Here is a 21,831-nt window from a genome sequence, read left to right as displayed (position 1 = left end):
CGAATTGATGAAGTAATTGTCAATTCGTTCGTGTTTTTTCGTTAAATTGGTTGACTATGGTAAAGATGATTGGTACAATAACACTGATTTTTAAACAGGACATGATGTCTGACGGAGGTGTTGGCAATGCCATCAGTAGTTGTAGTAGGAACCCAATGGGGAGACGAAGGAAAAGGCAAAATTACTGACTTTTTATCGGAACACTCAGAAGTAATCGCACGTTACCAAGGTGGAAATAATGCAGGTCATACAATTATTTTCGGAGGAGAGACTTATAAGTTACATTTAATTCCTTCCGGTATTTTTTATAAGGATAAAATCTCGGTGATCGGGAATGGAATGGTAGTCGATCCACGAGCGTTGGTAAAAGAATTAAAAGGGTTGCATGATCGAGGAGTAACTACTGAAAATTTACGTATTTCTAATCGTGCCCATGTGATTCTTCCTTATCATATAAAACAAGATGAAGTAGAGGAAGCACGTAGAGGTGCTAACAAAATAGGCACAACTGGTAAAGGTATTGGCCCTGCATACATGGACAAAGCTGCCAGAGTAGGGATTCGTATAGCAGACCTTCTGGACTATGAAGTGTTTAAAGAAAAGCTAGAACGTAACTTAGAAGAAAAAAATAGAATGTTTGAGAAATTCTATGAAACAAAAGGCTTTACTGTAGAAGAAATATTAGAAGAGTTTTATAGCTATGGACAAGAGATTGAAAAGTATGTAACCGACACTTCCAAAGTATTGAATGATGCACTCGATGAAGGCAGACGAGTACTTTTTGAAGGAGCACAAGGAGTCATGCTTGATATTGATCAAGGAACTTATCCTTTTGTTACTTCTTCTAATCCTGTTGCTGGTGGAGTAACAATTGGAGCAGGTGTGGGGCCAACAAAAATTTCTCATGTGGTAGGAGTTTGTAAAGCTTATACATCTCGTGTAGGAGATGGACCGTTCCCCACAGAACTTTTTGATGCAGTGGGCAACCAAATAAGAGAAGTAGGAAAAGAATATGGAACGACAACAGGAAGACCACGCCGTATCGGTTGGTTTGACACAGTTGTAATCCGCCATGCTCAAAGGGTAAGTGGTTTAACGGATTTAACGGTAAATTCAATTGATGTACTAACCGGATTAGAAACCGTGAAAATCTGCACTGCCTATAAATTTAAGGATGAGCTTATTACGGAATATCCAGCAAATTTACGAATTCTTTCGGAATGCGAGCCAGTCTATGAGGAAATGCCAGGCTGGAATGAGGATATTACAAAATGTAAGACGCTTGATGAACTTCCAGAAACAGCAAGACATTACTTAGAACGCATTTCTCAGTTGACAGGAGTTCCTATTTCTATCTTCTCTGTAGGACCAGATCGCACACAAACGAATATTATTTCTAGTGTTTGGAAATAAAATTCTAAAAAAAACCGTCAAAAAGAAAATTTTGACGGTTTTTTTGTTGATTTTTGTAAGAATTTTTATTTATAAATCTATTAATGTGACAAATATAACAAAGATTCCAGTAGTATTATGTATGAGAAAGAAATTAATGGAGAAAAAGTAAAGAATATTAGAAAAAGAAACTAGTAAAAAGATTAATATTACCAATATAAAAGAAAAAATAGAAAATAATGGGTGTTAAAATACAATTTCTTTACAAGATTAAATATTGCTACACTTCCCTATTTCAAATATGTTAAATTAAAATAGTGTAAAAATGGAATTAAGGTTTTTAAATAGTTTGGAAGGAGCTTTATCATGTTTTGGAATAGAAAGAATGAGGAGCAGAAGAATAAATCACTTGCTGTTCTTTCAAACAGAAAATCAAATGTGGTTAAAAAAGCTACTATAACGGTTTTACTAACATCATCACTAACCTTTAATATGGCATTTGCCAATGAAGGAAACGACAAAGCACTAAAAGAAATTTATCATATATACTCAGAAGGTCAGTACATAGGAGCACTTTCCGATAAAAAAGAAATGGAAAATTTATTGGAACAAAAAGTTCAAGAGAGTAGCTCACAGTATGGCGCTCTTCCTTTAAAAGCAGGATCTAACTTGAAGGTAGTAGCCGAACAAGTATTTACTCCCTCGACGGATGACGAAACAACACTTCAAAAACTCAACGAGATAGTTAAAGTAGAAGCAACAGCATTTGCTTTGTCAGTCAATGACGAGATGGCGGTCTACGTCAAAGACATTGAAGCCTACCATGAAGCGATAAAAAAATTAAAGCTGCAGTTTATCACGGAAGAAGAGTTAGCTATACTGGAAGCTAAAAAAAGTGTTAGTGAAAATTTACCCGAATTACAAGTAAATGAAACACGAATCGCAGATATAATTTTAAAACAGGAAGTCTCAGGTGTAACTGCTAATGTAGCACCAGAAAAGATTGTTTCTGCTGATGAAGCTGTGAAGTTGCTTTTAGAAGGCACACTAGAACAGGAATCGTATAAAGTTCAATCTGGTGATGTGTTAGGTACTATCGCTAATAAACACAATTTAACCTCAGCAGAACTTTTAGCTATTAACCCTGAACTTACAGATTCAAGTGTATTACAGATTGGTCAAGAGATTAATGTCACAGTATTAAAGCCACTTATAAATATAGAAGTAGTTTATGAGAAAAAAGTAGAGGAAGTAATTCCTCATACAAAACAAGTCAAAGAAACAGATGAAATGTATAAAGGCGATACAAAGGTAAAGCAAGAGGGTTCCGATGGGAAAAGATTAGCTACTTATTTGGTTCGTGAGGAAAACGGTGTACAAGTTGACCAGTCCGTTACGGAAGAAACTGTACTCGAACAACCAAAAGACAGTATCGTACTTAAAGGTACAAAGGTTATCCCTTCTCGAGGGTCAGGAGAATTTGCGTGGCCAGCCGAAGGGGGATACATTTCTAGCAAAATGGGATATCGTTGGGGTCGAAAGCATGAAGGTATAGACATTGCTCGTCCTAATGGATTTAACATAAAGGCTGCTGATAACGGAATTGTGGAAGCAGCTGGCTGGGATGGAACGTACGGAAATCGTGTAATTATTAATCATCAAAATGGCTACAAAACAACCTATGCACATCTTTCCTCTATTAGCGTGAGCGTTGGAGATGTGTTGCCACAAGGTTCAAAACTTGGCGTAATGGGAAGTACAGGACGCTCTACTGGAACTCACTTGCACTTTGAAGTGGAGAAGAATGGAGTAACGATTGATCCATTATCTATGTTAAACTAAATAATAAGTTAGAGACAGTCGCTAGCCGGCTGTCTTTTTATATATGATATCCTTCTAATTAGGTGCTAGATTTGTGCACCTTGCCATCCAAGTAAAATGAGGAATAACATTGGGCGCTGGGAGGCAATCCTTCACATTTCCTCTTTACTTCTTAGGAAAGGCACATAGACACTTACATTTCTCTATCTGGCTTTGCTAGACGGTAGTTAGAAGGAAATTTATTTCATAAAAATTTCCTGGGAAATATTTCGACAAAGCTCGACTTCTCATATACTACATCCTTCCTAGGATCTTTTCTTTAAGGATGCATGGAGAGAAAAAGAATGATAGAGTAATGATATATTAATTGTTTAAAATAATGTATTTGATTAAAATATAGCAGAAAAGGGCGAAAGGGGTTTAACAAGTGAGTAAGAAGATTTTAGTAGTAGATGATGAAAAACCAATTGCAGACATACTTCAATTTAATTTAAAAAAAGAAGGCTATCAGGTTTTCTGTGCGTATGATGGGGACGAGGCTTTGAAAAAAGTAGACGAGATTCAACCTGATCTTATGCTTTTAGACATAATGTTACCTAATAGGGATGGAATGGAAGTTTGTAGAGAAATTCGCAAACGCTTTAGCTTTCCTATTATTATGCTAACTGCGAAAGATTCAGAGATAGATAAGGTATTAGGGTTAGAGCTAGGGGCGGATGATTATGTGACAAAGCCATTTAGCACAAGGGAGTTAATAGCCCGAGTAAAAGCTAATATGAGAAGACATCAAACCATTCAAGAAGATAATGAAGTAGTGACTAATGATATTACTATTGGTCCTCTAACTATTCAACCGGATGCTTATTTGGTATTGAAACGAGATGAAACAATTGAATTGACTCATCGTGAATTTGAACTCTTACATTATCTTTCCAAGCATATAGGACAAGTAATGACAAGAGAGCATTTATTACAGACAGTGTGGGGATATGACTATTTTGGAGATGTTCGTACAGTCGACGTTACAATCAGACGGCTACGCGAAAAAATCGAAGATAATCCTAGTCACCCAAATTGGATTGTGACTAGACGAGGTGTTGGTTACTATTTAAGAAGCCCTGAACAGGAGTAAAACGATGCATAAGGTTGGTTACTTTAAATCAGTTCATGTTAAAGTAGTGATGATTTATGTATTATTAATCATTATTGCTATGCAAATCATCGGCTTATATTTTGTTAAAGAGTTAGAGGAGAGACTTAAAGAGAACTTTGAAGAATCCGTTAAAGATCGAGTAGGGATATTAGAATTTAGTGCGCGCGAGGAAATTATTAAAATACGGGCAGAAGAAGACCAAACACTAGAACAAAGTTTACGTTCTATCCTGTCTGGTCTTAATTCGGATGACCTAAAAGAGGTTCGGATTATTGATGCTAAATATCAAATAAGAGCCACCTCAGATTCAAACAATCAATCGATAGTTGGTCAAAAGTCCATGGACGAGCTAGTTCATAAATCCATTAGTGCGGAGGATACGTTTGATAGTATCGTCCTAGATTCCAACAAACGTATTTGGATATTAGTTACACCGATAATTCATAATGGTTCAGTGGTTGGAACTGTTTATATTGAATCGAATATTGAAAATGTATTTAGTCAAATGAACGAAATCAATCAAATCCTAGCAGTAGGTACCGCGGTGGCACTCGTGATTACGATAGTACTAGGGATTTTAATAGCACAAACGATTACAAGACCTATATCTGAGATGAGAAAACAAGCCCAAGCGATGTCAAAGGGTAATTTCTCTCGAAAGGTAAGAGTTTACGGAAATGATGAAATTGGTCAATTAGCGCATGCTTTTAATCATTTAACCAATAGGCTACAGGAAGCCCAGTCGACTACAGAGGCAGAACGTAGAAAGCTTGCCTCTGTTCTAACAAACATGACAGATGGGGTAATAGCTACCGATCGAAAAGGAAGAGTCATTTTGATAAATGATCCTGCAGTAAGGCTATTACGCATACCAAGAGAGATGGTTTTGAATAGACCCATTATTTCGGTGCTTGGCATTGATAGCGTTCACTCCTTTGAGGATTTAATCCATTCTAAGGAATCGATGAATTTAGATTTTAGTACACAGGACCGTCCATTTATACTCCGTGCTAATTTTTCAGTTATCCAAAAGGAGACTGGGTTTGTGAACGGTTTGATAGCCGTTTTACATGATAATACAGAGCAAGAAAAGATAGATATGGAAAGAAGAGAGTTTGTAGCAAATGTATCACACGAGCTTCGAACCCCTTTAACTACTATGAGCAGTTATTTGGAGGCTCTAGCAGATGGAGCATGGAAGGATGACGAGATAGCACCATCGTTTTTGAAGGTCACTCAAACAGAGACACAGAGAATGATTCGTTTGGTGAATGACTTACTTCAATTATCTAAGATGGATAGTCGGGACTATGATCTTAACAAAGAAATTGTTAACTTTAACAAGTTTTTTAATAGGATTATTGATCGATTTGAGCTGTCTAAATCTCAGAACGTTACATTTCAACGTATGCTGCCGGAAGTTCCTTACTACGTAGATATCGACACAGATAAACTGACTCAAGTAATTGATAATATTATTTCTAATGCCCTAAAATACTCCCCTGACGGAGGAAATATTCGATTTGGTATTATAGTTAAAAATGATTTACTACAAGTTATGGTTTCAGATGATGGCATGGGTATACCATCAGAAAATGTAAATCGAATTTTTGATCGATTTTATCGGGTAGACCGAGCACGAGCACGCTCTATGGGAGGGACAGGCCTTGGTCTCGCAATTGCCCGGGAAATGATAGAAGCCCATGGCGGAAAGATTTGGGCCGAAAGTGAAGAGGGCCATGGGACGACTATATTCTTTACATTAGAGATACTGTTAGACGAGGAAGGTGAGTGGGATTGAAGTATATAGAACCAGTAAAATCGATTATTTTACTCATACTCATCCTGCTAAGTCTTACACTTACCTTTACAATTTGGACTTATTCACCTAACTATCCAGAAACAGATACTCCAGTAGTTGATATTTCAATTGCAGAGAAAAAGAAAATGGAAGAGGTAGTAAGACCATATCGTCTACTAATCAGTCAGCCTGATAATCTGAAAGGCTCTAATTCTCTCGTAGATATCAATAGCGTTATTAATTCTATGAAAAACTGGGAAATTGGAACGGTTAAGCTCTTTAGTAACAATACCAATGTTCAGCAGGTGAACGAGTTAATAAATCAACCATATGCAAGTACCTTATTCTTTCAAGCGGATGTCCCTATTGAGTCATATGGTTCCATTTTAAAATTTGTCGATCCTATTTTTCCTAATACCTCCTTCAACCGTTTAGTTATAGACTGGAACTCTTCCGACGCTGAAGGTACGGAGGGTGAAAAGAATTCAAGTCAGGGCTTAACCCTATACTTTATCAGTACTACTCAAAACAAAATTTACTCAGCAGATGTGTCAAAGGAAGATATCAATAGTTTTTCTGAACATATGATTAAAACCGCAAATGCTATGCAGGTGTACACTGAAATAGCTAGAGGTGGTAAATATTCTATATTTACTACTGGTAATCCAGAAAAGATTGTTCAGTATTCTTATCTGATAGAAGATATTGATATTAATAGATTTAAGGATGCCCTTTTTAACATACCAAGTCTGGTCGTACGCCGAAGTAATCCAGTAGGATCTGGCGAACAGTATACGGATGATAATGCTTTAATGACGGTAGACCCTATGTCAATGCGATTAAATTATGTACTTCCTTCTGCAGAAGGTCAATTCCTCGGTAAGTCGTCAGAGCTTCTATATAATAGCTTGAGTTTTGTGAATGAGCATGACGGCTGGACAGATGATTTTCGTTTTAGTAGGATGAATAAGGAATCCAATCAAGTAAATTTTCAGCTTTATTTTGAGGGATTACCTGTTTTCAGTCATATTATGTCCACAGAAATTATGCAATCTTGGGGAAGTAATCGAGTATATCGATATAATAGACCGTATTTTACATTAAATGATCAGCCGTTCTCCTCTAAAGATATAGAGTTGCTTTCGGGACGAGAAGCATATGAGTTATTAAGCTTAGTTCCAAATCAACAAGTTTCTATGATAGAAGAAATGGTACAAGGTTATTATCTCTCTAGGGACGCAGACCAGCCTTTGTTTACACTTGTGCCATCCTGGTATTACTTAGTGAATGGTGTATGGATAAGACTATCTCCAGAAGATTTAGGAGGTGGTACCTTTGGATTGGAGTAAAACAAAGACTATTTTTATCATAGTGTTTTCCATATTAAACGTCTTTTTGTTTACATTATATTTGAACCGATATACTGAGGGTCAGAACATAGAAGTTTTAAGCTCAACAACTGTAGAGGAACGTTTGGCAATAGACAATATTAATGTTTCCAAAGCTTCTAGTGTTATGGTGGAAGATGCCTATTATGTTTCTGGTAGTGTGCATAAATTTGAATCACAGGAAATAGAAGAACTAGAAAATCAAACGATTGAGTTTAAGCCGGAATCCCAAATTGTCGGTACGTTTATTGAACCACTTCCAATTACCGAGGAGAACAAGCTTGAAAAACTTGTGCAAGACAATATAATAAAGGGTTCATCATATGGATTATGGAAAATAGATGAGGAAAATCGAAATGCTACTTTTTTTCAAAAGGTAAACGACCGTCTTGTGTATTATAATCAAAAGGCAAGATTGGTAGTCTATTGGAATGAGGAAAATGAGCTTGTAAGATATGAACAAACCATGTTAGATAATCTGGAAGATTATAGTGAGTCCAAAAACCTTTTACCTACCATTCAAGCAATGTCCAATTTATATTCCAAAGGCTTGTTAGTTGCAAACTCAACAGTAACTGATATTAGCTTAGGGTATTCTACATTGGTACAACAAGCTGATACGCAAGTATTTGCACCAACGTGGCGAATACTTGTTGAGCGTGAGGATGGAAAAATTGATGAGCATTTTGTAAATGCGGTAGAAGGAAGAATTATTGAAATACCAACAGAAGAAGATTCATCAGCAGTAAAATAAGGAGTTTTGATGATGAAGTTTAGTGTACTAGCTAGTGGAAGCAGCGGAAATGCAATCTATGTGGAAAATGAGCAACATTCATTTTTAGTAGATGTAGGGCTAAGCGGTAAGAAAATGGATGAGCTCTTTAGAGGAATCGGAAGAGATATAAAAAATCTTTCTGGAATTTTCATCACCCATGAGCATAGCGACCATATTAAGGGACTCGGAGTAGTTGCCAGAAAATATGGCGTGCCGATTTATGCCAATGAAAAAACATGGGGAGCAATGGATTCACTTGTTGGAAAAGTGCCATTAGAGCAGCGTTTTCAATTTGATATGGAAACTGTGAAGTCATTTGGCTCCATGGATATCCAATCCTTTGCCGTTTCCCATGATGCTGCAGATCCAATGTTTTATATATTCCATGAAAATGGGCGAAAGCTTGTTTTAATAACCGATACAGGGTATGTGAGTGATCGCATGAAGGGACATATTAAAGGAGCAGATGCTTTTGTCTTTGAAAGCAATCATGATGTCAGTATGCTACAGATGGGCCGTTATCCATGGTCAGTCAAACGCCGAATTTTAAGCGACGTGGGTCACGTGTCTAACGAGGATGCTGCAGTTGCTATGAGTGAGGTAATTGATATTAAACCAACTAATGTGTACCTATCTCACTTAAGTAAAGACAACAACATGAAGGATCTGGCAAGAATGAGTGTGACCCAGACCTTGCAATCCTGCGGTATTATTGCCGGTGAGTTCGTTCACTTACATGATACAGATGCCAATCAGCCAACTGAATTAGTTTTAGTATAACTACAAGTTCCAAGAGCCTATAAGCTTTTGGAGCTTTTTTATATGGTAGCGTTCCGATTTGGTAAGTATAAGTCATCGCCGACTGCCGGATCTATCAACCAAAGTGACCAATGTTCGTGTTTTATTTGTGTAAACTAGAGCAATTCTCTCCTTTTGGTAAAATCAGACGTCAAGGTTTGGGTTCGTCTCGCAAACTTCTGGGCTCTCTGCAAGGTTCTGCGTCATCTCTGCAACATTGTATTTCTTTTGCGCAATGCTTGGAGTCGTCTCTGCAAGGTTTATGCTCATCTCCGCAAGGATTCCCGCAGTTTCCGCAACGTCCGCCACCCTCTTTAAGGTTTATTAACAAACCATTCTCTATTTGCTATTGCTATTTGTGTTTTTTATATAACTTTTAGTTAATTTTCATTTAATTTTAATGTTTAATGGGTAAATTAAAAACACAAACATATTGTTTAATGAAAGGGAGAGTGCAAATGGGTTACTATAATTCATATGGTCCTGAACAAGAACCACCAAAAGTAAGAAATAAAGCAAAGAAAAAAGGGGTTGCAGGATATTTCTTCAGTGGTTTGGCAGGTGTATTAGTCGGAGCACTTCTTGTTTGGTTTATAACCCCTTCCGTCGTAAACAATTTACCAGCACAAACAGAAAGTGAAACGGCAACAAATAAGGCAGCTAAAACAGAACAACTAAGTGTTGATATAACGACAGATGTAACAGGAGCCGTCGAAAAAGCCTCGGATGCAGTTGTCGGTATCTCCAATATCCAATCGGCAAGAAATTTTTGGAGTCAAAATTCCTCCGAACAGGAGGCAGGTACTGGATCAGGAGTTATCTATAAAAAAGAAGGCGGAAAAGCATATATTGTAACTAATCACCATGTAATAGCGGGAGCCGAAGCTTTGGAGGTAACTTTAAAGGATGGAGTTAAGGCTGAAGCTAAGCTAGTAGGTAGCGATATGTGGACAGATCTTGCAGTTCTAGAAATAGACGATAAAGGTATTGAAACAGTACTTGAATTCGGAGATTCAGATACGTTGAAACAAGGAGAGACTGTTATTGCTATAGGTAATCCCCTTGGTTTAGACTTCTATGGATCAGTTACAACTGGAGTAGTTTCTGGTACTGACCGTGCAATACCGGTAGATATTAATGAAGATGGTGTTGAAGACTGGCAAGCAGAAGTTCTACAAACAGATGCTGCGATAAATCCCGGAAACAGTGGAGGAGCATTAATCAACTTAGCTGGCCAGCTGATAGGAATTAACTCTATGAAAATCTCCGAATCGACCATAGAAGGAATCGGCTTAGCAATTCCGGTGAATTCAGCTTTACCAATCATTGAGGACTTAGAGAGAAATGGAAAAGTTATAAGACCGTCTATGGGTATTACATTAATGGATTTAACAAATGTTCCCGCATTCCATCAACGCGATACTTTAAAATTGCCAGCAGAAGTAACTACCGGAGTTGTAGTAGACGAAGTGTATGAAGGAACTCCAGCTGCTAATGCGGGGATGAAAACATATGATGTTATCGTAGAGATGGATGGGGAGAAAGTCGAGAACTCGATTGACTTGAGAAAGCATCTATACAACGAAACAGAAATTGGAGATAATTTAAAGGTTAAGGTTTATAGACAAGGTGAAATAGTAGAATTAACTTTAACATTAAAAGATTCCACTGACTTATAAAGATGTGGATAACTAAAATTTATTAACAAAAGTTTTACACAACGAGTAGTGAAAGAAAAGCTTGTCTTTCCTACTCGTTTTTTCTTTGTTAAAATAGATTGTGGATAACAATGGATGAATTGTGTATAACTATGTTGAATAATTTAAATGAGAAGAGGAGATAAATAGTGAGAATATTCAGTTGCGAAACCCATATAAATCACGCTTTAGACATGTTTGTAGCAGAGAAAAAAACATTTCCAATGATGGAGAAATTAAACGAGGAAGAAATGTTATCCACAAGTTGTACCTATTGTAACATTTCTGCAATATATCTTGTGGCTCATGAAAATGATGACACAAGATGTAGATAACTATTGTGGATATGTGGATAAGTCTTGTTAATAACTTGTTTGTAAATGAAATGTAAAGGTGGATAACCTGTGAATATACAAATTATATCTGTAGGAAAGTTAAAAGAAAAATATTTGAAAATGGGGATAGAAGAGTATACAAAAAGACTTGGAAGCTACGCTAAAATGGAGTTAATAGAAGTAGCAGATGAGAAAGCCCCTGAAAACCTAAGCGATGCAGATATGGAAATCGTTAAGAAAAAAGAAGGAGACCGTATCCTAGCAAAAATCGGAGCAGACACATACGTGATAGCCCTAGCAATCGAAGGAAAAATGAAATCCTCCGAGCAGCTAGCTACAGATATCGAGTCATTGATGACCTATGGAAAAAGCAAAATCGCCTTTGTAATAGGTGGATCACTAGGTTTGCATGAGGAAGTAATGAAGCGCAGTGACGAAAAGCTCTCCTTCTCCAAAATGACCCTCCCACACCAGCTCATGAAGCTTGTATTGGTGGAGCAGATTTATCGAGCTTTTAGGATAATGAAGGGTGAACCGTACCACAAATAGCTCGGTTTTATTGGTAGGGAGATCAGGTTAAGTGACCAATCTAGGTGAATAATGAATAGATGGACAAGTTCCGCTTATTTCACTTTCGCTAGTTTCTTAATTAAGAAACAGATATCCTATTGAAAATAATTGAGGTGGACAGGTAATTCTGTTTTTATCTCAAAAAAGTCTAAGAAAACCTTATTTAGGTACGTCTCATGGTGGAACGTATCACAAGTAGGAGTGTTTTTTGTAAGATTCCATATGAGCAAACAACGGTCATTTGACTTAAAATATAAAAAAGAAAGGGGGCGACCTTTATTCACTCTATACATAAAATAGGTAATAGTTTTTGGTATATCACTCCTACATCGTTGTCCGACCGTCCGATTCTAGGAATGGTGATTGGCACTAAAAAGATATTAATGATTGATGCAGGTAACTCGGAAGAGCATGTAAATTATTTTCTGAAAGAACTTAAAAAAAGGGAAATCCCCAATCCAGATATAGTTGTACTAACACATTGGCATTGGGATCATATTCTTGGTCTTTCCGCATTAACTGATACAGTTTCAATTGCCTCTAAAGAGACTGAAAGAGAAATGGAGAAGCTTATTCCATTTTCATGGTCAGATGAAGCCATTGATGCACGAGTAAAAGAAGGCGTAGAAATTGAATTTTGTGCCAAAGCAATTAAAGAAGAATACACGAATCATCGTGATATTATGATTACTTTGCCAGATATTACGATTGAAAGAAGAGCAGAAATAAATCTTGGTGGAGTGACTTGTATTGTACAACATGTTGGAGGGGACCATGCTGCAGATTCTGTCATTGTGTATATTAAAGAAGAGAAGATTCTCTTCCTTGGGGACTGCATTTATCCAAGAATGTATGCCAAAAAAGTACACTATACAATAAATGAAACCTTAAGATTATTAGATGAATTAGAATCATTTGATGCAGAAACATATATACCTTCGCATCAACAACCAATTTCAAAAGAGACATTTGAAATGGAAGTTGCTAAGCTTCGGACCATTGCGAAATATACAGATATTTGTAATGGTGATAAGCTGAAAATAATGAAGGAATACGAAAACTACGTAAAAAGGGAACTTACCGAAGATGAAATGGAGACAATCTCCAATTTTGCAAATGGTTATTAAATTATCGCTGCGTTATCGATGAATTTAAAATATTACGGAGAACCCTACCATAAATAAGTGTGGATATTAATTAGATAAAAAAAATGTCGATTTTCTAAGTTATAGAAAATCGACATTTTTACAAATCTTATATAGATGGTTTCATGTAGTACTCTTATTGTGCAGTTAATCCGCCATCGATAACGAATTCTGAACCTGTTGAGTAGCTAGACTCTTCAGAAGCTAAGAATAGTACCATATTAGATACTTCTTCTGGCTGTGCTACGCGTTTTAATGGAATATGTTTAGCGAATTCTTCAACAGCTGCTTTTGTATCTTCTTGTACAACCATTGGAGTAGCGATTACGCCAGGGTGTACAGAGTTTACGCGAATGCCCATTGGCGCTAAGTTGATTGCCGCTGCTTTCGTCATACCACGAACTGCGAATTTTGTATCAGTATAACCTACAGCACCAGCAACTAAGCCATTCATTGAAGAAATGTTGACGATTGAACCGCCTCCTGCTTTCATCATTGAAGCTGCTACTGTTTTCATGCCTAAGAATACTGACACTTGGTTAATGTCTACGATACGACGGTATTCTTCTACTGTAATATCAAGCATGTTTTTCGCCATTGTAATACCGGCGTTATTTACTAATACGTTTACTGGACCGAATGCTTCTTCTGCTTTAGCAATAACTGTTGCCCAATCTTCTTCAGATGTTACGTTTTGTTTAACAAAAAGGGCATTTTCCCCTAATTCAGCTGCGAATGCATTTCCTTTTTCCTCATTCAAATCTGTTAAAACAACTTTTGCACCGTGTTCGATAAATAATTTTGCATGTGCTGCACCCATACCTTGTGCTGCACCTGTAATAATTGCGATTTTACCTGATAAACGACTCATGTAAATGGCCCCCTAAAGTAGATTCATATAAAGTGATAGTTGACTATCATCTTTATTAGTAAACAACTTTCTTGATCGAATGTCAATTCATATGACCGTTACTTATTATGGTTGAATATAGCGTAAAAATACATCCTTCATCATCAAAAGCTGCTTGTCCGCAGAAAGTAGCGTTGAAAGATTCGTATCATGCTTTGTTAGGCTTGATTTGTAAGTAAATATGCTAAAATTTTGCACCATTGTCATGACAAAAACATCCAAATCAATACCTGGTCTTAACGAGCCGTCCTGCTTACCCTGCTCACTTATTTTTAATAAAACACGGGCTAAGTTGCTTCGTGCTGATAAATATTCAGCATATTGCTCTGGGGATTCTTCAGCTGTTTTTTCATACAAATCAAAGGAGTCGAAATACTTCGCTAAACGTAGTTGTGGGTCCTTCATTATGCCCATATAATACTCTAAAATTTGTTCGATTTTTTCATATGCCGTTATACTCTGCTCGATAATCTGCCCAATATCCGTGGCCATTTCATCTGTGATCGCATTCGTTGCCGCAATCATTAAATACTCTTTTTTAGGAAAATAGCGGAATAAAGTCGCAATCCCAATGCCAGATGCTGTCGCGACATCTTGCATTTGTACTGTTTGTACGCCTTGCTCCAAAAATAAATCCTTTGCAATCTGGATAATGTTTTGGCGGCGTTGTTGTTTTTGTTGTTCTCGTTTACTCAATTTTCGTCACTCCAACTGTTCTACATCTACATGCATTAATTGTAACATGTTTAGAGGTATCAACTTGTATTCAATTCATATGGGGCGTCACGATACTTGTTATTTATTTTTATTAAGTTATTCATTAAAATAATGGGGTTGTTGGATAAAGGGTATAAAATGACATCAATTCAGGCATTTTTTCATACAATATTTAGGGGTGAAAAAATGGCAAGAGTTAAATACCGAGATAAAGACATTGATCTAATGGCAAGGATGATGAGAGCAGAAGCCGAGGGTGAAGGAAAACAAGGGATGTTATATGTTGGAAATGTAATTGTAAATCGAACTAAAGCAGATTGCTTAGACTTTCAAGATGTAAGAACTATTGAGCAAGTCATTTTTCAGGTACAAGGAGGAAATTATTCTTTTGAAGCTGTTCAAAAAGGTAATTTATTCTATGAAAGAGCGAGAACTTCTGAAAAAAGGTTAGCAAAGCAAACTTTGGACTATTGGAGAGAACACCCAGCGAAGTATGCACTTTGGTATTTTAATCCCTACGCTCCGTGTCCTCCGACATGGTACGGACAGCCTTTTTCTGGTCAGTATAAAAATCATTGTTATTATGAACCGGCAGCTGGAACATGTGAAAGTGTTTATATAGGATAGGTTAAATAAGGGAGCTTAATTAAATCTGAAGTTTTAGTAAATCTTGTTTAATGCTAGCTTAGCATCCTAGAAATAGATTCGAGAATAATATTTCCAGTTCCATATAAAAACATCATTTAGATACATCACAATAAATGAAGTTAAAATGATAAGTACTTCAACAACCTCATATATTATTAATCATTAGTTAGGCATATTCAGATAAAATGAATATGTCTATTTTTTTTTGCAAAATCTTGTAACGTTTTAATATTTCGCTAGTTATTTAGTTAAAGGAGGGGAGACAATGGACTTTGAGGAAATTTATCAAGCATATTTTCATGACGTTTATTTGTATACGAGATCACTGGCGATAGATGAAAATATAGCAGAAGAAATTACACAGGAAACATTTTTTAAGGCACTGAGGTCTATGCACCAATTTGATGGCAAAAAAGATATACGAGCCTGGCTTTTTACAATCGCTAAAAATACATATTTTACCCATTACAATAAAAAGCAACGCGAAGTCAATCAGGTGGAAGTATCAGTGCCAGATGATGTTCGAGTCGTAGAGTATTTAGTGAATGAAGAACAAGCTTTTGAAATTCATCATTTTTTGCACACAATGGAAGAGCCTTATAAAGAAGTCTTCTCCCTTCGTACGTTTGGTGAGCTGTCATTTGAGAAAATAGGTCAGTTGTTTGGAAAAAGTGATGGCTGGGCCAGAGTAACGTTTTACCGTGCGAAAAAGAAAATATTAGCGTATATGGAGGCGAAACGAGATGAAGGAAGTTAAATGTACAATTATTCAAGATTTGTTACCGCTTTATGTAGATGACGTCGTAAGTGAAGATACAAAAGAGCTGGTAGAACAACACTTACAAACCTGTCAAGCTTGCCAAAAGGAGTACGAGCAAATGACGGAAACATTGTATGTACCGATCGAAAATAAAGTGACATTGTTCGAAAAGCTTAATAAAAAATGGAATCGAAAAAAAATGATACTTATTGGTGGATCGGTTTTAATGACTACATTATTGTGTTTTACTGTATTCTCATACGTGTTTCACTATCAAAAACTTATTCCTTATTCAAAGGACTTATTTGTGATTGAAGAGAAAGAAGATGGGACACTTGTTTCTAATTATTTTGGGGAAAGTCACGCGGGGACTTATATGACGCACCCGATGAAAGTTGAAATAGATGGAGAAACAAAATATATCAGCCTAATCAGTTATGTTGAAACAATGGCAAATTCACCTACGAGCAATTTTTTCCGAGAGGATAAAAGAATAGGTCCTGAGCAATCTACGTTACCGGATAGTAAAACTGTAGATGCTGTATATTACGGGGACTTCGATTTGGAAAAAGTAATCATTACAAAAGAGCAATCATGGAAAGAACTTTTGCAAGAGATGACGTTAATTTGGGAGAGATAGAGGGAGTTAGCTAACAAAGGTTTTAATATTGCCGGTTGTTTTAATATAAATAATAATAAGGTACAAACAAGGTAATAGATGAAAGTATTTAAATTAAAGTTTATAGAGAACATGGACTTTACTAAGGAGAAGCAACTATAGCTTCTCCTTTTTTGTAGATAAGAGACCATAAGAGCAAGATAGAGGACGAAATCAACGTCAGTTACTTGTTAAGATTAGTCCGACAAACATTAGGGGGATTTAAAATGAACATGATTCAAGAATTCAAAGAGCTGCATTTTTCAAACGAATTATTATTTCTAGGCAATGCATGGGATATATTTTCAGCCTTAACACTTGAAAAAACAGGATTCAAAGCTATAGGTACAACAAGTTGGGGTATTGCAAACTCATTAGGATTTTCAGATGGAGAATTGATTAATTTTGATAGACATTTAGAAATAATCAAAAACATAGTAGAAAATGTGAAAATTCCTGTCTCTGCAGATATTGAGGTAGGGTATAGTGAAGACATTAACGTGATTGTCGATAATGTCTTAAGGACGGCAGATGTTGGAGTAGCGGGAATCAATATTGAAGATTCATTAAAAAGGTCAAATGGATTAAGAGAGATTTCAGGGCACTGTAACCTTTTAGAGAAAATAAGGATAACATTAGACCATAATGGATTTAAAGATTTTTATATTAACGCAAGAACTGACACGTATTTCCAAAAGGAAACCCCTTTAATAGAAACAATAGAACGGGCAAAGGCTTATGTGGAGAGTGGTGCTAGTGGAATTTTTGTTCCAGGTATGAAAGAAGATGATGATATTAAAGAAATCATCATAAACATAGATGCACCACTAAATGTATTATCTTTACCAGGGCTAACCAATTGTAATCAGCTTAGAGAATTAGGCGTGAGAAGATTTAGTTTTGGAAATGCCTTGTCGGATAAAGTGAATGCTCATTTAGAAAAGAACGTAGAGAAATTACTGACATTTCGGGATACTAGCCATTTGTATGAGAACTAATAAATACAATTGTTATAAGGGTAGCAAACTAAATGAGCAATAAAATCATCAAATATTAAAAATTAAAACTATCACAAGTAAAGGTTCCATCGATTTTAATCGATGGAACCTTTATTGTGTACATAACTCAACTAATAAAATAGTTTTTCCTGAAGAACATCAAGGGCGTGTTCAATTTTCTTTAAATCCTCTTTAGTAGAATTTTGTATTCGAGCTAGAAACCGGGATTCTATGTTTTCAAAGGCTTCTCTCATTATGTCTTCTCCCACGCTTGAAAGACGTACATATTGTTTACGTCGATCCTCGTTGTCATTTATCTTTTCAATTAGATTTTTTTCACTCAATTTTTTTAGCTCACGACTTGTATTCGGCATAGAGACATGAAGACAATCACTAATTTCACTTGGCGTCACTGGTTGACTAACCGTGATATATTCCAAAATGTTGTATTGTACAGGTGTAATAAGATCTGACTTAGCGTTTTGTGTTAATTCATGTGTCACTCGATGAACTGAAGTTGTAAATAATACTAGCTTATTAAAAAGGGTTGTTTTGTCCATATCGCTCACCTCTTAGAAAACAACATAACAAAAAAGTTATCATATTACAATTATCATTTGACAACTAAAATTAACGAGTGTTATTATTTACTTATCAAATGATAAGTAAAAGGGGTGCAAGATGAAAGCGTTAGTAATTTATACTTATCCTAATCATACAAGCTTAAATTATGCGTTTTTACAAAAGGTCATTAAAGGCTGTCAAGAAAATCTAAATATAAAGGAGCTACAAGTACTAGATTTGTATAAAGAGAATTTTAATCCAGTTCTTGTGTTCAATGAGTATAAACGAAGACGAGATATGCACGTAGATAGTTCTATTCAAAAGTATAGAGAACAAATTACATGGGCTGATAAGATAATTTTTGTTTATCCAATTTGGTGGGGAAGACCCCCAGCAATGCTTATAGGATACATAGACCAATTATTTGCTTCCAATTTTGCTTATAGGGATAAGAAAGGTCTTTTCCCAGAAGGATTATTAAAAGGAAAATCGGTTGTATGTGTATCTACCATGAAGGGCCCTACACATTATCCATTAATCTGGTTGAACAACTCGCATAAAATATTGATGAAAAAAGCTTTATTTAGTTTTGTAGGAATAAAAAAAGTAAAGTTTTTTGAATTTGGTAATATGGAAAGTCCGACAGGGAATCAAGAAAAAAAGTTGGAGAAAGTTTACCAATATTTTAAGAGAGTAGGATATTAAAAAGATATCTTATATAATTACAATCGAAATCTTCAATTTCCACAAATTCAAATGCACCTAATTTATAAGAAAGCAGGAATGTTATTTACATTCCTGCTTAAAGTATCTTTTTAATACTATTTATGTTTTCCTAATGCAAGGTCATTAATAGAGTGTTTACTCAAGATTTCTTTTATTTTCTGTTGTGATTCTAGCACTATTTCTAAGATAAATTGGTCCATATCATCAATTTCTTTTGCTACTTGTCTGCTATTGTTCTCCGTCTCAAGTTCAATTATAATAACGATTGCTGTTGGGCTTTTTGGTTTCATCTCTTCCTCTATAGGAACGTTGGCACCAGCCCTAACATCGAGTTTATTTGGCAACAAAGAATATAGCCAAATTTATTCAAATGCTTCTTTGGGATTAGCTATCTCTTCGGTAGTTGCATTACCGGCATATGGTTATATATTCGATTTTACTGGAAGCTACGATGTAGTTTTATATTCAATCATCATTATGTTAATAGTTAATATTATATGCGTAATAGCTGCTTTTAGAGGGAAGAAGAAGCTAGAGCAAGCTGGCTTTTGGAAGTAATCCTTAATAGTTAGGCACGAGTGATGGCTAATAAGCCTATCACTTGTGCTTTTTTATTTTTCAAATTAAGTGTAAATCTCCAGAAGGAGTCCACGTCTAATGCTACAACCAACGAGACAGTGTCCAAAGCTAAGATGATGGCTTATCGCTCATCCCGCGGAACGCGTCAGCTATAGCTTATTCAAAACAGAGACTTTTTTCAATAAAATACAAACTGGAATGGCTACAAGAATCCCAACTACATTTTGAACTATGTTCCCTGGAATTGAAGCCAGTGGTATAACCCAGCTACCAAATAAGACCCTTTCGCAAATATAATAAACCCCTAACATAACTGGTATTGAAGTAAAAATGGCTAGTAAATTGAAAGTAATACTATTACCTTTACGACCGAGCGACCATGCTATTTTCCCAACGATATATCCTTGCAAACCACGTGCTACCACTGTGAAGGGTGCCCACAAAGTCCAACCAGATATTAAGTCAAACAAACCCATACCTATAGCTCCAGCAAGTGCCCCTTTTTTAGGGCCGAATAAGATGGATGCGATAAATAGCATAGCTGTTCCAAGATGAACTAACCCACCATTAGCTGCGATAGGTAGTTTAATATTTAATGTAAGAGTTGCAACAAATACGAGTGCGATTAACATTGCGGATAAGATTAAATCAAAAGTATTTGTTTTTGAATAGCTTGTTGTTTTTTGCATAGTTCTAAACCGTCCTTTTTTTAGAGGTATTATAAATAATTGCAGAGATTGCCTTTAAAAAAGTTTTCCTATTTCAAGCTAAACTTAGCAAATGATTGATCTTTTTAAAAGTATCAATTTTGCAAAAAACGTAGTGGTCAGTTTGGTAAGTAATTATAGAAATAGTTGTTTATACATGTCTTAAACCACTCTAAGTGGAAAAGAATGCAGTTGATGATATAGTTGATAAAATAGACGGTTATCCGCAATAAAAAGGAGTGTTAGTTCATGGAAAGAGTAAAGAATAAAGTGGCTATAGTAACAGGAGGAGCATCAGGTATTGGATTATCTGCAGCAGCATTATTGGCAAAAGAGGGAGCAAAAGTAGTCATTGCTGATTTCAATGTGGAAGGCGCAAAGCAGGCAGCTGAAAATATAAAGAAACATGGTGGGGAGGCTGTAGGTATATTCCTTGATGCAGGAGATGAAAATTCCATAAAGGAAGCTATCGAATATACAGTTCAACATTTTGGTACAGTATCCATACTATTTAACAATGTTGGATTAACTAATCTTCAGAAGGATCTAGATGTTGTAAATCTGGATTTAGATGAGTGGGACCGACTGATGAATGTCAATATTAAGAGTGTGTTGCTTGGTAGTAGATTTGCTATCCCGCATATGGTGGAAGCTGGTGGTGGTTCGATTATCAATACAGCATCTATGGCTGGATTTACAGGAGATGCTGTACGTTCTGCATACGGGGCATCGAAAGCGGCTGTTGTCAATCTCACGAAATATATTGCTGCACAATATGGTAAAGATAAAATCCGCTGTAATGCAATAGCACCAGGATTGATTTTAACACCTGCAGCTGAGAATAATATGAGCGCTGAGGTATTGGATATTTTCGCTAAGTATAATGCTTTGCCATATCATGGTGAGCCCGACGATATAGGACATACAGTAGTGTTCCTAGCTTCCGATGAGTCTAAGTTTATAACGGGGCAGACAATTCAAGTAGAAGGCGGACATTATATAGCAAATCCAAGTGTTCCAGATTTTAAGGACTTAATGAAAAAGGCACAAAAATAAATTTTCCGTGTTCAAATTATGTAAGATGAGTTTAGCTCATAATGATTTTCTCTATTCAAATGTATGTGTAGTAACTACACATACATTTGAATAGAAGTCATTATGGGCTTTTTTGTTTCATTAGATTATTTTCTACCTTCCAATTGGCGAGTTTATCTTTGGATTCTATTTCTGTTATTCAAATAAAACATCCAGTTCATCTTTATTGGGAGTATTTTTTATAAAGAATGAATTTCGTTTTCTTAACCTGAGATAAAAAAGTTTTAAACACTAAATATTGGTTGGTTTTAATTTCATTAATAACACAGTACCAACTAAACACGAACCTCTCATATTTATTGATTGTAGCGACAGGCGGCGACTCCGGCGGGATGAGTGAGACAGATAAGCCAACACAAGCGAGGCCCAAGCCACGGTGATGGCTTATCGCTCACCCCGTGGAATGCGTCCGCCTAGAGTGGAAATCAATTGAATTATATTTTTAGAAAAACAAGTATAAATCATTGTTCCTATCTTAATTGTTAGTGTTTTCCCTGAAAATTTCCTCTTCCGTTAATGGGAGCGACAGGCGACTCCGGCGGGATGAGTGAGACAGATAAGCCAACACAAGCGAGGCGTAAGCCACGGTGGTGG

Annotated in this window: 23 protein-coding genes; 18 read left to right on the top strand and 5 right to left on the bottom strand. The window is 36.1% G+C overall.

The window, feature by feature from the left end; genetic code table 11:
• Positions 1 to 126: 126 nt before the first annotated feature.
• The 11 genes from MKY94_RS21080 (at position 127) to MKY94_RS21030 (ending at position 12,857) form a co-directional block, all read left to right on the top strand.
• Positions 127 to 1,413, top strand: coding sequence for an adenylosuccinate synthase (locus MKY94_RS21080; protein WP_154311988.1), 1,287 nt, complete (start codon positions 127 to 129; stop codon positions 1,411 to 1,413).
• A 345-nt stretch (positions 1,414 to 1,758) separates the two neighbouring features.
• Complete coding sequence (locus tag MKY94_RS21075; protein WP_154311989.1) at positions 1,759 to 3,234, top strand: M23 family metallopeptidase; 1,476 nt, start codon at positions 1,759 to 1,761, stop codon at positions 3,232 to 3,234.
• A gap of 406 nt (positions 3,235 to 3,640) precedes the next feature.
• Positions 3,641 to 4,345 carry a response regulator YycF gene (yycF, locus tag MKY94_RS21070; RefSeq protein ID WP_144540253.1) on the top strand — a complete coding sequence of 235 codons (705 nt, stop codon included), beginning with the start codon at positions 3,641 to 3,643 and terminating at the stop codon, positions 4,343 to 4,345.
• Between the two features lie 4 nt (positions 4,346 to 4,349).
• Positions 4,350 to 6,167 carry a cell wall metabolism sensor histidine kinase WalK gene (walK, locus tag MKY94_RS21065; RefSeq protein WP_144540251.1) on the top strand — a complete coding sequence of 606 codons (1,818 nt, stop codon included), beginning with the start codon at positions 4,350 to 4,352 and terminating at the stop codon, positions 6,165 to 6,167.
• Positions 6,164 to 7,516 (top strand): two-component system activity regulator YycH, encoded by a 1,353-nt coding sequence (yycH, locus tag MKY94_RS21060; RefSeq protein ID WP_186318237.1) that lies wholly within the window; start codon positions 6,164 to 6,166, stop codon positions 7,514 to 7,516. Before walK ends, yycH begins: the two co-directional genes overlap by 4 nt.
• Positions 7,503 to 8,309, top strand: a complete 807-nt coding sequence (gene yycI, locus MKY94_RS21055; RefSeq protein ID WP_144540247.1) for a two-component system regulatory protein YycI — start codon at positions 7,503 to 7,505, stop codon at positions 8,307 to 8,309. Before yycH ends, yycI begins: the two co-directional genes overlap by 14 nt.
• A gap of 12 nt (positions 8,310 to 8,321) precedes the next feature.
• A complete protein-coding gene (locus MKY94_RS21050; protein ID WP_154311990.1) occupies positions 8,322 to 9,110 on the top strand; it encodes an MBL fold metallo-hydrolase in 789 nt (262 codons plus the stop codon).
• A 476-nt stretch (positions 9,111 to 9,586) separates the two neighbouring features.
• Positions 9,587 to 10,807 carry a S1C family serine protease gene (locus MKY94_RS21045; protein WP_151111912.1) on the top strand — a complete coding sequence of 407 codons (1,221 nt, stop codon included), beginning with the start codon at positions 9,587 to 9,589 and terminating at the stop codon, positions 10,805 to 10,807.
• Positions 10,808 to 10,974: 167 nt separating this feature from the next.
• Positions 10,975 to 11,160 carry a CxxH/CxxC protein gene (locus tag MKY94_RS21040; RefSeq protein WP_340863939.1) on the top strand — a complete coding sequence of 62 codons (186 nt, stop codon included), beginning with the start codon at positions 10,975 to 10,977 and terminating at the stop codon, positions 11,158 to 11,160.
• A gap of 69 nt (positions 11,161 to 11,229) precedes the next feature.
• Positions 11,230 to 11,709 carry a 23S rRNA (pseudouridine(1915)-N(3))-methyltransferase RlmH gene (rlmH, locus tag MKY94_RS21035; protein WP_144540239.1) on the top strand — a complete coding sequence of 160 codons (480 nt, stop codon included), beginning with the start codon at positions 11,230 to 11,232 and terminating at the stop codon, positions 11,707 to 11,709.
• A gap of 299 nt (positions 11,710 to 12,008) precedes the next feature.
• Entirely contained in the window at positions 12,009 to 12,857 is an 849-nt protein-coding gene (locus tag MKY94_RS21030; protein WP_144540201.1) for an MBL fold metallo-hydrolase, read from the top strand.
• Between the two features lie 154 nt (positions 12,858 to 13,011).
• Here MKY94_RS21030 and MKY94_RS21025 read toward each other — a convergent pair whose 3' ends face one another.
• Both MKY94_RS21025 and MKY94_RS21020 read right to left on the bottom strand, forming a co-directional pair.
• Complete coding sequence (locus MKY94_RS21025; RefSeq protein ID WP_144540199.1) at positions 13,012 to 13,746, bottom strand: glucose 1-dehydrogenase; 735 nt, start codon at positions 13,744 to 13,746, stop codon at positions 13,012 to 13,014.
• A gap of 105 nt (positions 13,747 to 13,851) precedes the next feature.
• On the bottom strand, positions 13,852 to 14,481 hold the full coding sequence (locus MKY94_RS21020; protein WP_154312012.1) for a TetR/AcrR family transcriptional regulator: 630 nt from the start codon (positions 14,479 to 14,481) through the stop codon (positions 13,852 to 13,854).
• A 207-nt stretch (positions 14,482 to 14,688) separates the two neighbouring features.
• Here MKY94_RS21020 and MKY94_RS21015 point away from each other — a divergent pair, with 207 nt between their 5' ends.
• From MKY94_RS21015 to MKY94_RS21000, 4 genes are all read left to right on the top strand, one after another.
• Positions 14,689 to 15,129: a cell wall hydrolase gene (locus tag MKY94_RS21015; protein WP_154312013.1), complete on the top strand. Its 441-nt coding sequence runs from the start codon at positions 14,689 to 14,691 to the stop codon at positions 15,127 to 15,129.
• Positions 15,130 to 15,415: 286 nt separating this feature from the next.
• The gene (locus MKY94_RS21010) at positions 15,416 to 15,907 is read left to right on the top strand and encodes an RNA polymerase sigma factor (protein WP_191697342.1); all 492 of its coding nucleotides are present in this window, start codon (positions 15,416 to 15,418) and stop codon (positions 15,905 to 15,907) included.
• Complete coding sequence (locus tag MKY94_RS21005; RefSeq protein ID WP_191697343.1) at positions 15,894 to 16,550, top strand: zf-HC2 domain-containing protein; 657 nt, start codon at positions 15,894 to 15,896, stop codon at positions 16,548 to 16,550. Before MKY94_RS21010 ends, MKY94_RS21005 begins: the two co-directional genes overlap by 14 nt.
• Positions 16,551 to 16,795: 245 nt before the next feature.
• Entirely contained in the window at positions 16,796 to 17,566 is a 771-nt protein-coding gene (locus MKY94_RS21000) for an isocitrate lyase/phosphoenolpyruvate mutase family protein (protein WP_342577776.1), read from the top strand.
• A gap of 131 nt (positions 17,567 to 17,697) precedes the next feature.
• Here MKY94_RS21000 and MKY94_RS20995 read toward each other — a convergent pair whose 3' ends face one another.
• Entirely contained in the window at positions 17,698 to 18,126 is a 429-nt protein-coding gene (locus MKY94_RS20995; protein ID WP_191697345.1) for a MarR family transcriptional regulator, read from the bottom strand.
• A 121-nt stretch (positions 18,127 to 18,247) separates the two neighbouring features.
• Here MKY94_RS20995 and MKY94_RS20990 point away from each other — a divergent pair, with 121 nt between their 5' ends.
• Positions 18,248 to 18,835, top strand: coding sequence for an NAD(P)H-dependent oxidoreductase (locus tag MKY94_RS20990; RefSeq protein ID WP_191697346.1), 588 nt, complete (start codon positions 18,248 to 18,250; stop codon positions 18,833 to 18,835).
• Between the two features lie 116 nt (positions 18,836 to 18,951).
• On the opposite strand, the gene MKY94_RS20985 is transcribed toward MKY94_RS20990, so the two are convergent.
• Complete coding sequence (locus MKY94_RS20985; protein WP_151111936.1) at positions 18,952 to 19,200, bottom strand: hypothetical protein; 249 nt, start codon at positions 19,198 to 19,200, stop codon at positions 18,952 to 18,954.
• Between the two features lie 34 nt (positions 19,201 to 19,234).
• Between MKY94_RS20985 and MKY94_RS20980 the strand changes: the two genes are divergently transcribed.
• Complete coding sequence (locus MKY94_RS20980) at positions 19,235 to 19,414, top strand: hypothetical protein (RefSeq protein WP_342577775.1); 180 nt, start codon at positions 19,235 to 19,237, stop codon at positions 19,412 to 19,414.
• Positions 19,415 to 19,584: 170 nt separating this feature from the next.
• On the opposite strand, the gene MKY94_RS20975 is transcribed toward MKY94_RS20980, so the two are convergent.
• Positions 19,585 to 20,124: an ECF transporter S component gene (locus MKY94_RS20975; protein ID WP_191697348.1), complete on the bottom strand. Its 540-nt coding sequence runs from the start codon at positions 20,122 to 20,124 to the stop codon at positions 19,585 to 19,587.
• A gap of 267 nt (positions 20,125 to 20,391) precedes the next feature.
• Here MKY94_RS20975 and MKY94_RS20970 point away from each other — a divergent pair, with 267 nt between their 5' ends.
• A complete protein-coding gene (locus tag MKY94_RS20970; RefSeq protein ID WP_151111940.1) occupies positions 20,392 to 21,198 on the top strand; it encodes an SDR family NAD(P)-dependent oxidoreductase in 807 nt (268 codons plus the stop codon).
• Positions 21,199 to 21,831: the final 633 nt, after the last annotated feature.

Origin of the sequence: Psychrobacillus sp. FSL K6-2843 (genome assembly GCF_038626375.1) — a bacterium.
Lineage (GTDB): Bacteria > Bacillota > Bacilli > Bacillales_A > Planococcaceae > Psychrobacillus > Psychrobacillus faecigallinarum.
This window is presented reverse-complemented; position numbering and strand designations above follow the sequence as displayed.

Excerpts from the sequence above, each read along its gene's own strand:
- MKY94_RS21080 (WP_154311988.1), top strand. The coding sequence starts at position 127 with ATGCCATCAGTAGTTGTAGTAGGAACCCAATGGGGAGACGAAGGAAAA.
- MKY94_RS21075 (WP_154311989.1), top strand. The coding sequence starts at position 1,759 with ATGTTTTGGAATAGAAAGAATGAGGAGCAGAAGAATAAATCACTTGCT.
- walK (WP_144540251.1), top strand. The coding sequence starts at position 4,350 with ATGCATAAGGTTGGTTACTTTAAATCAGTTCATGTTAAAGTAGTGATG.
- MKY94_RS21050 (WP_154311990.1), top strand. The coding sequence starts at position 8,322 with ATGAAGTTTAGTGTACTAGCTAGTGGAAGCAGCGGAAATGCAATCTAT.
- MKY94_RS21045 (WP_151111912.1), top strand. The coding sequence starts at position 9,587 with ATGGGTTACTATAATTCATATGGTCCTGAACAAGAACCACCAAAAGTA.
- MKY94_RS21025 (WP_144540199.1), bottom strand. The coding sequence starts at position 13,746 with ATGAGTCGTTTATCAGGTAAAATCGCAATTATTACAGGTGCAGCACAA.
- MKY94_RS21015 (WP_154312013.1), top strand. The coding sequence starts at position 14,689 with ATGGCAAGAGTTAAATACCGAGATAAAGACATTGATCTAATGGCAAGG.
- MKY94_RS21010 (WP_191697342.1), top strand. The coding sequence starts at position 15,416 with ATGGACTTTGAGGAAATTTATCAAGCATATTTTCATGACGTTTATTTG.
- MKY94_RS21005 (WP_191697343.1), top strand. The coding sequence starts at position 15,894 with ATGAAGGAAGTTAAATGTACAATTATTCAAGATTTGTTACCGCTTTAT.
- MKY94_RS21000 (WP_342577776.1), top strand. The coding sequence starts at position 16,796 with ATGAACATGATTCAAGAATTCAAAGAGCTGCATTTTTCAAACGAATTA.
- MKY94_RS20995 (WP_191697345.1), bottom strand. The coding sequence starts at position 18,126 with ATGGACAAAACAACCCTTTTTAATAAGCTAGTATTATTTACAACTTCA.
- MKY94_RS20990 (WP_191697346.1), top strand. The coding sequence starts at position 18,248 with ATGAAAGCGTTAGTAATTTATACTTATCCTAATCATACAAGCTTAAAT.
- MKY94_RS20975 (WP_191697348.1), bottom strand. The coding sequence starts at position 20,124 with ATGCAAAAAACAACAAGCTATTCAAAAACAAATACTTTTGATTTAATC.
- MKY94_RS20970 (WP_151111940.1), top strand. The coding sequence starts at position 20,392 with ATGGAAAGAGTAAAGAATAAAGTGGCTATAGTAACAGGAGGAGCATCA.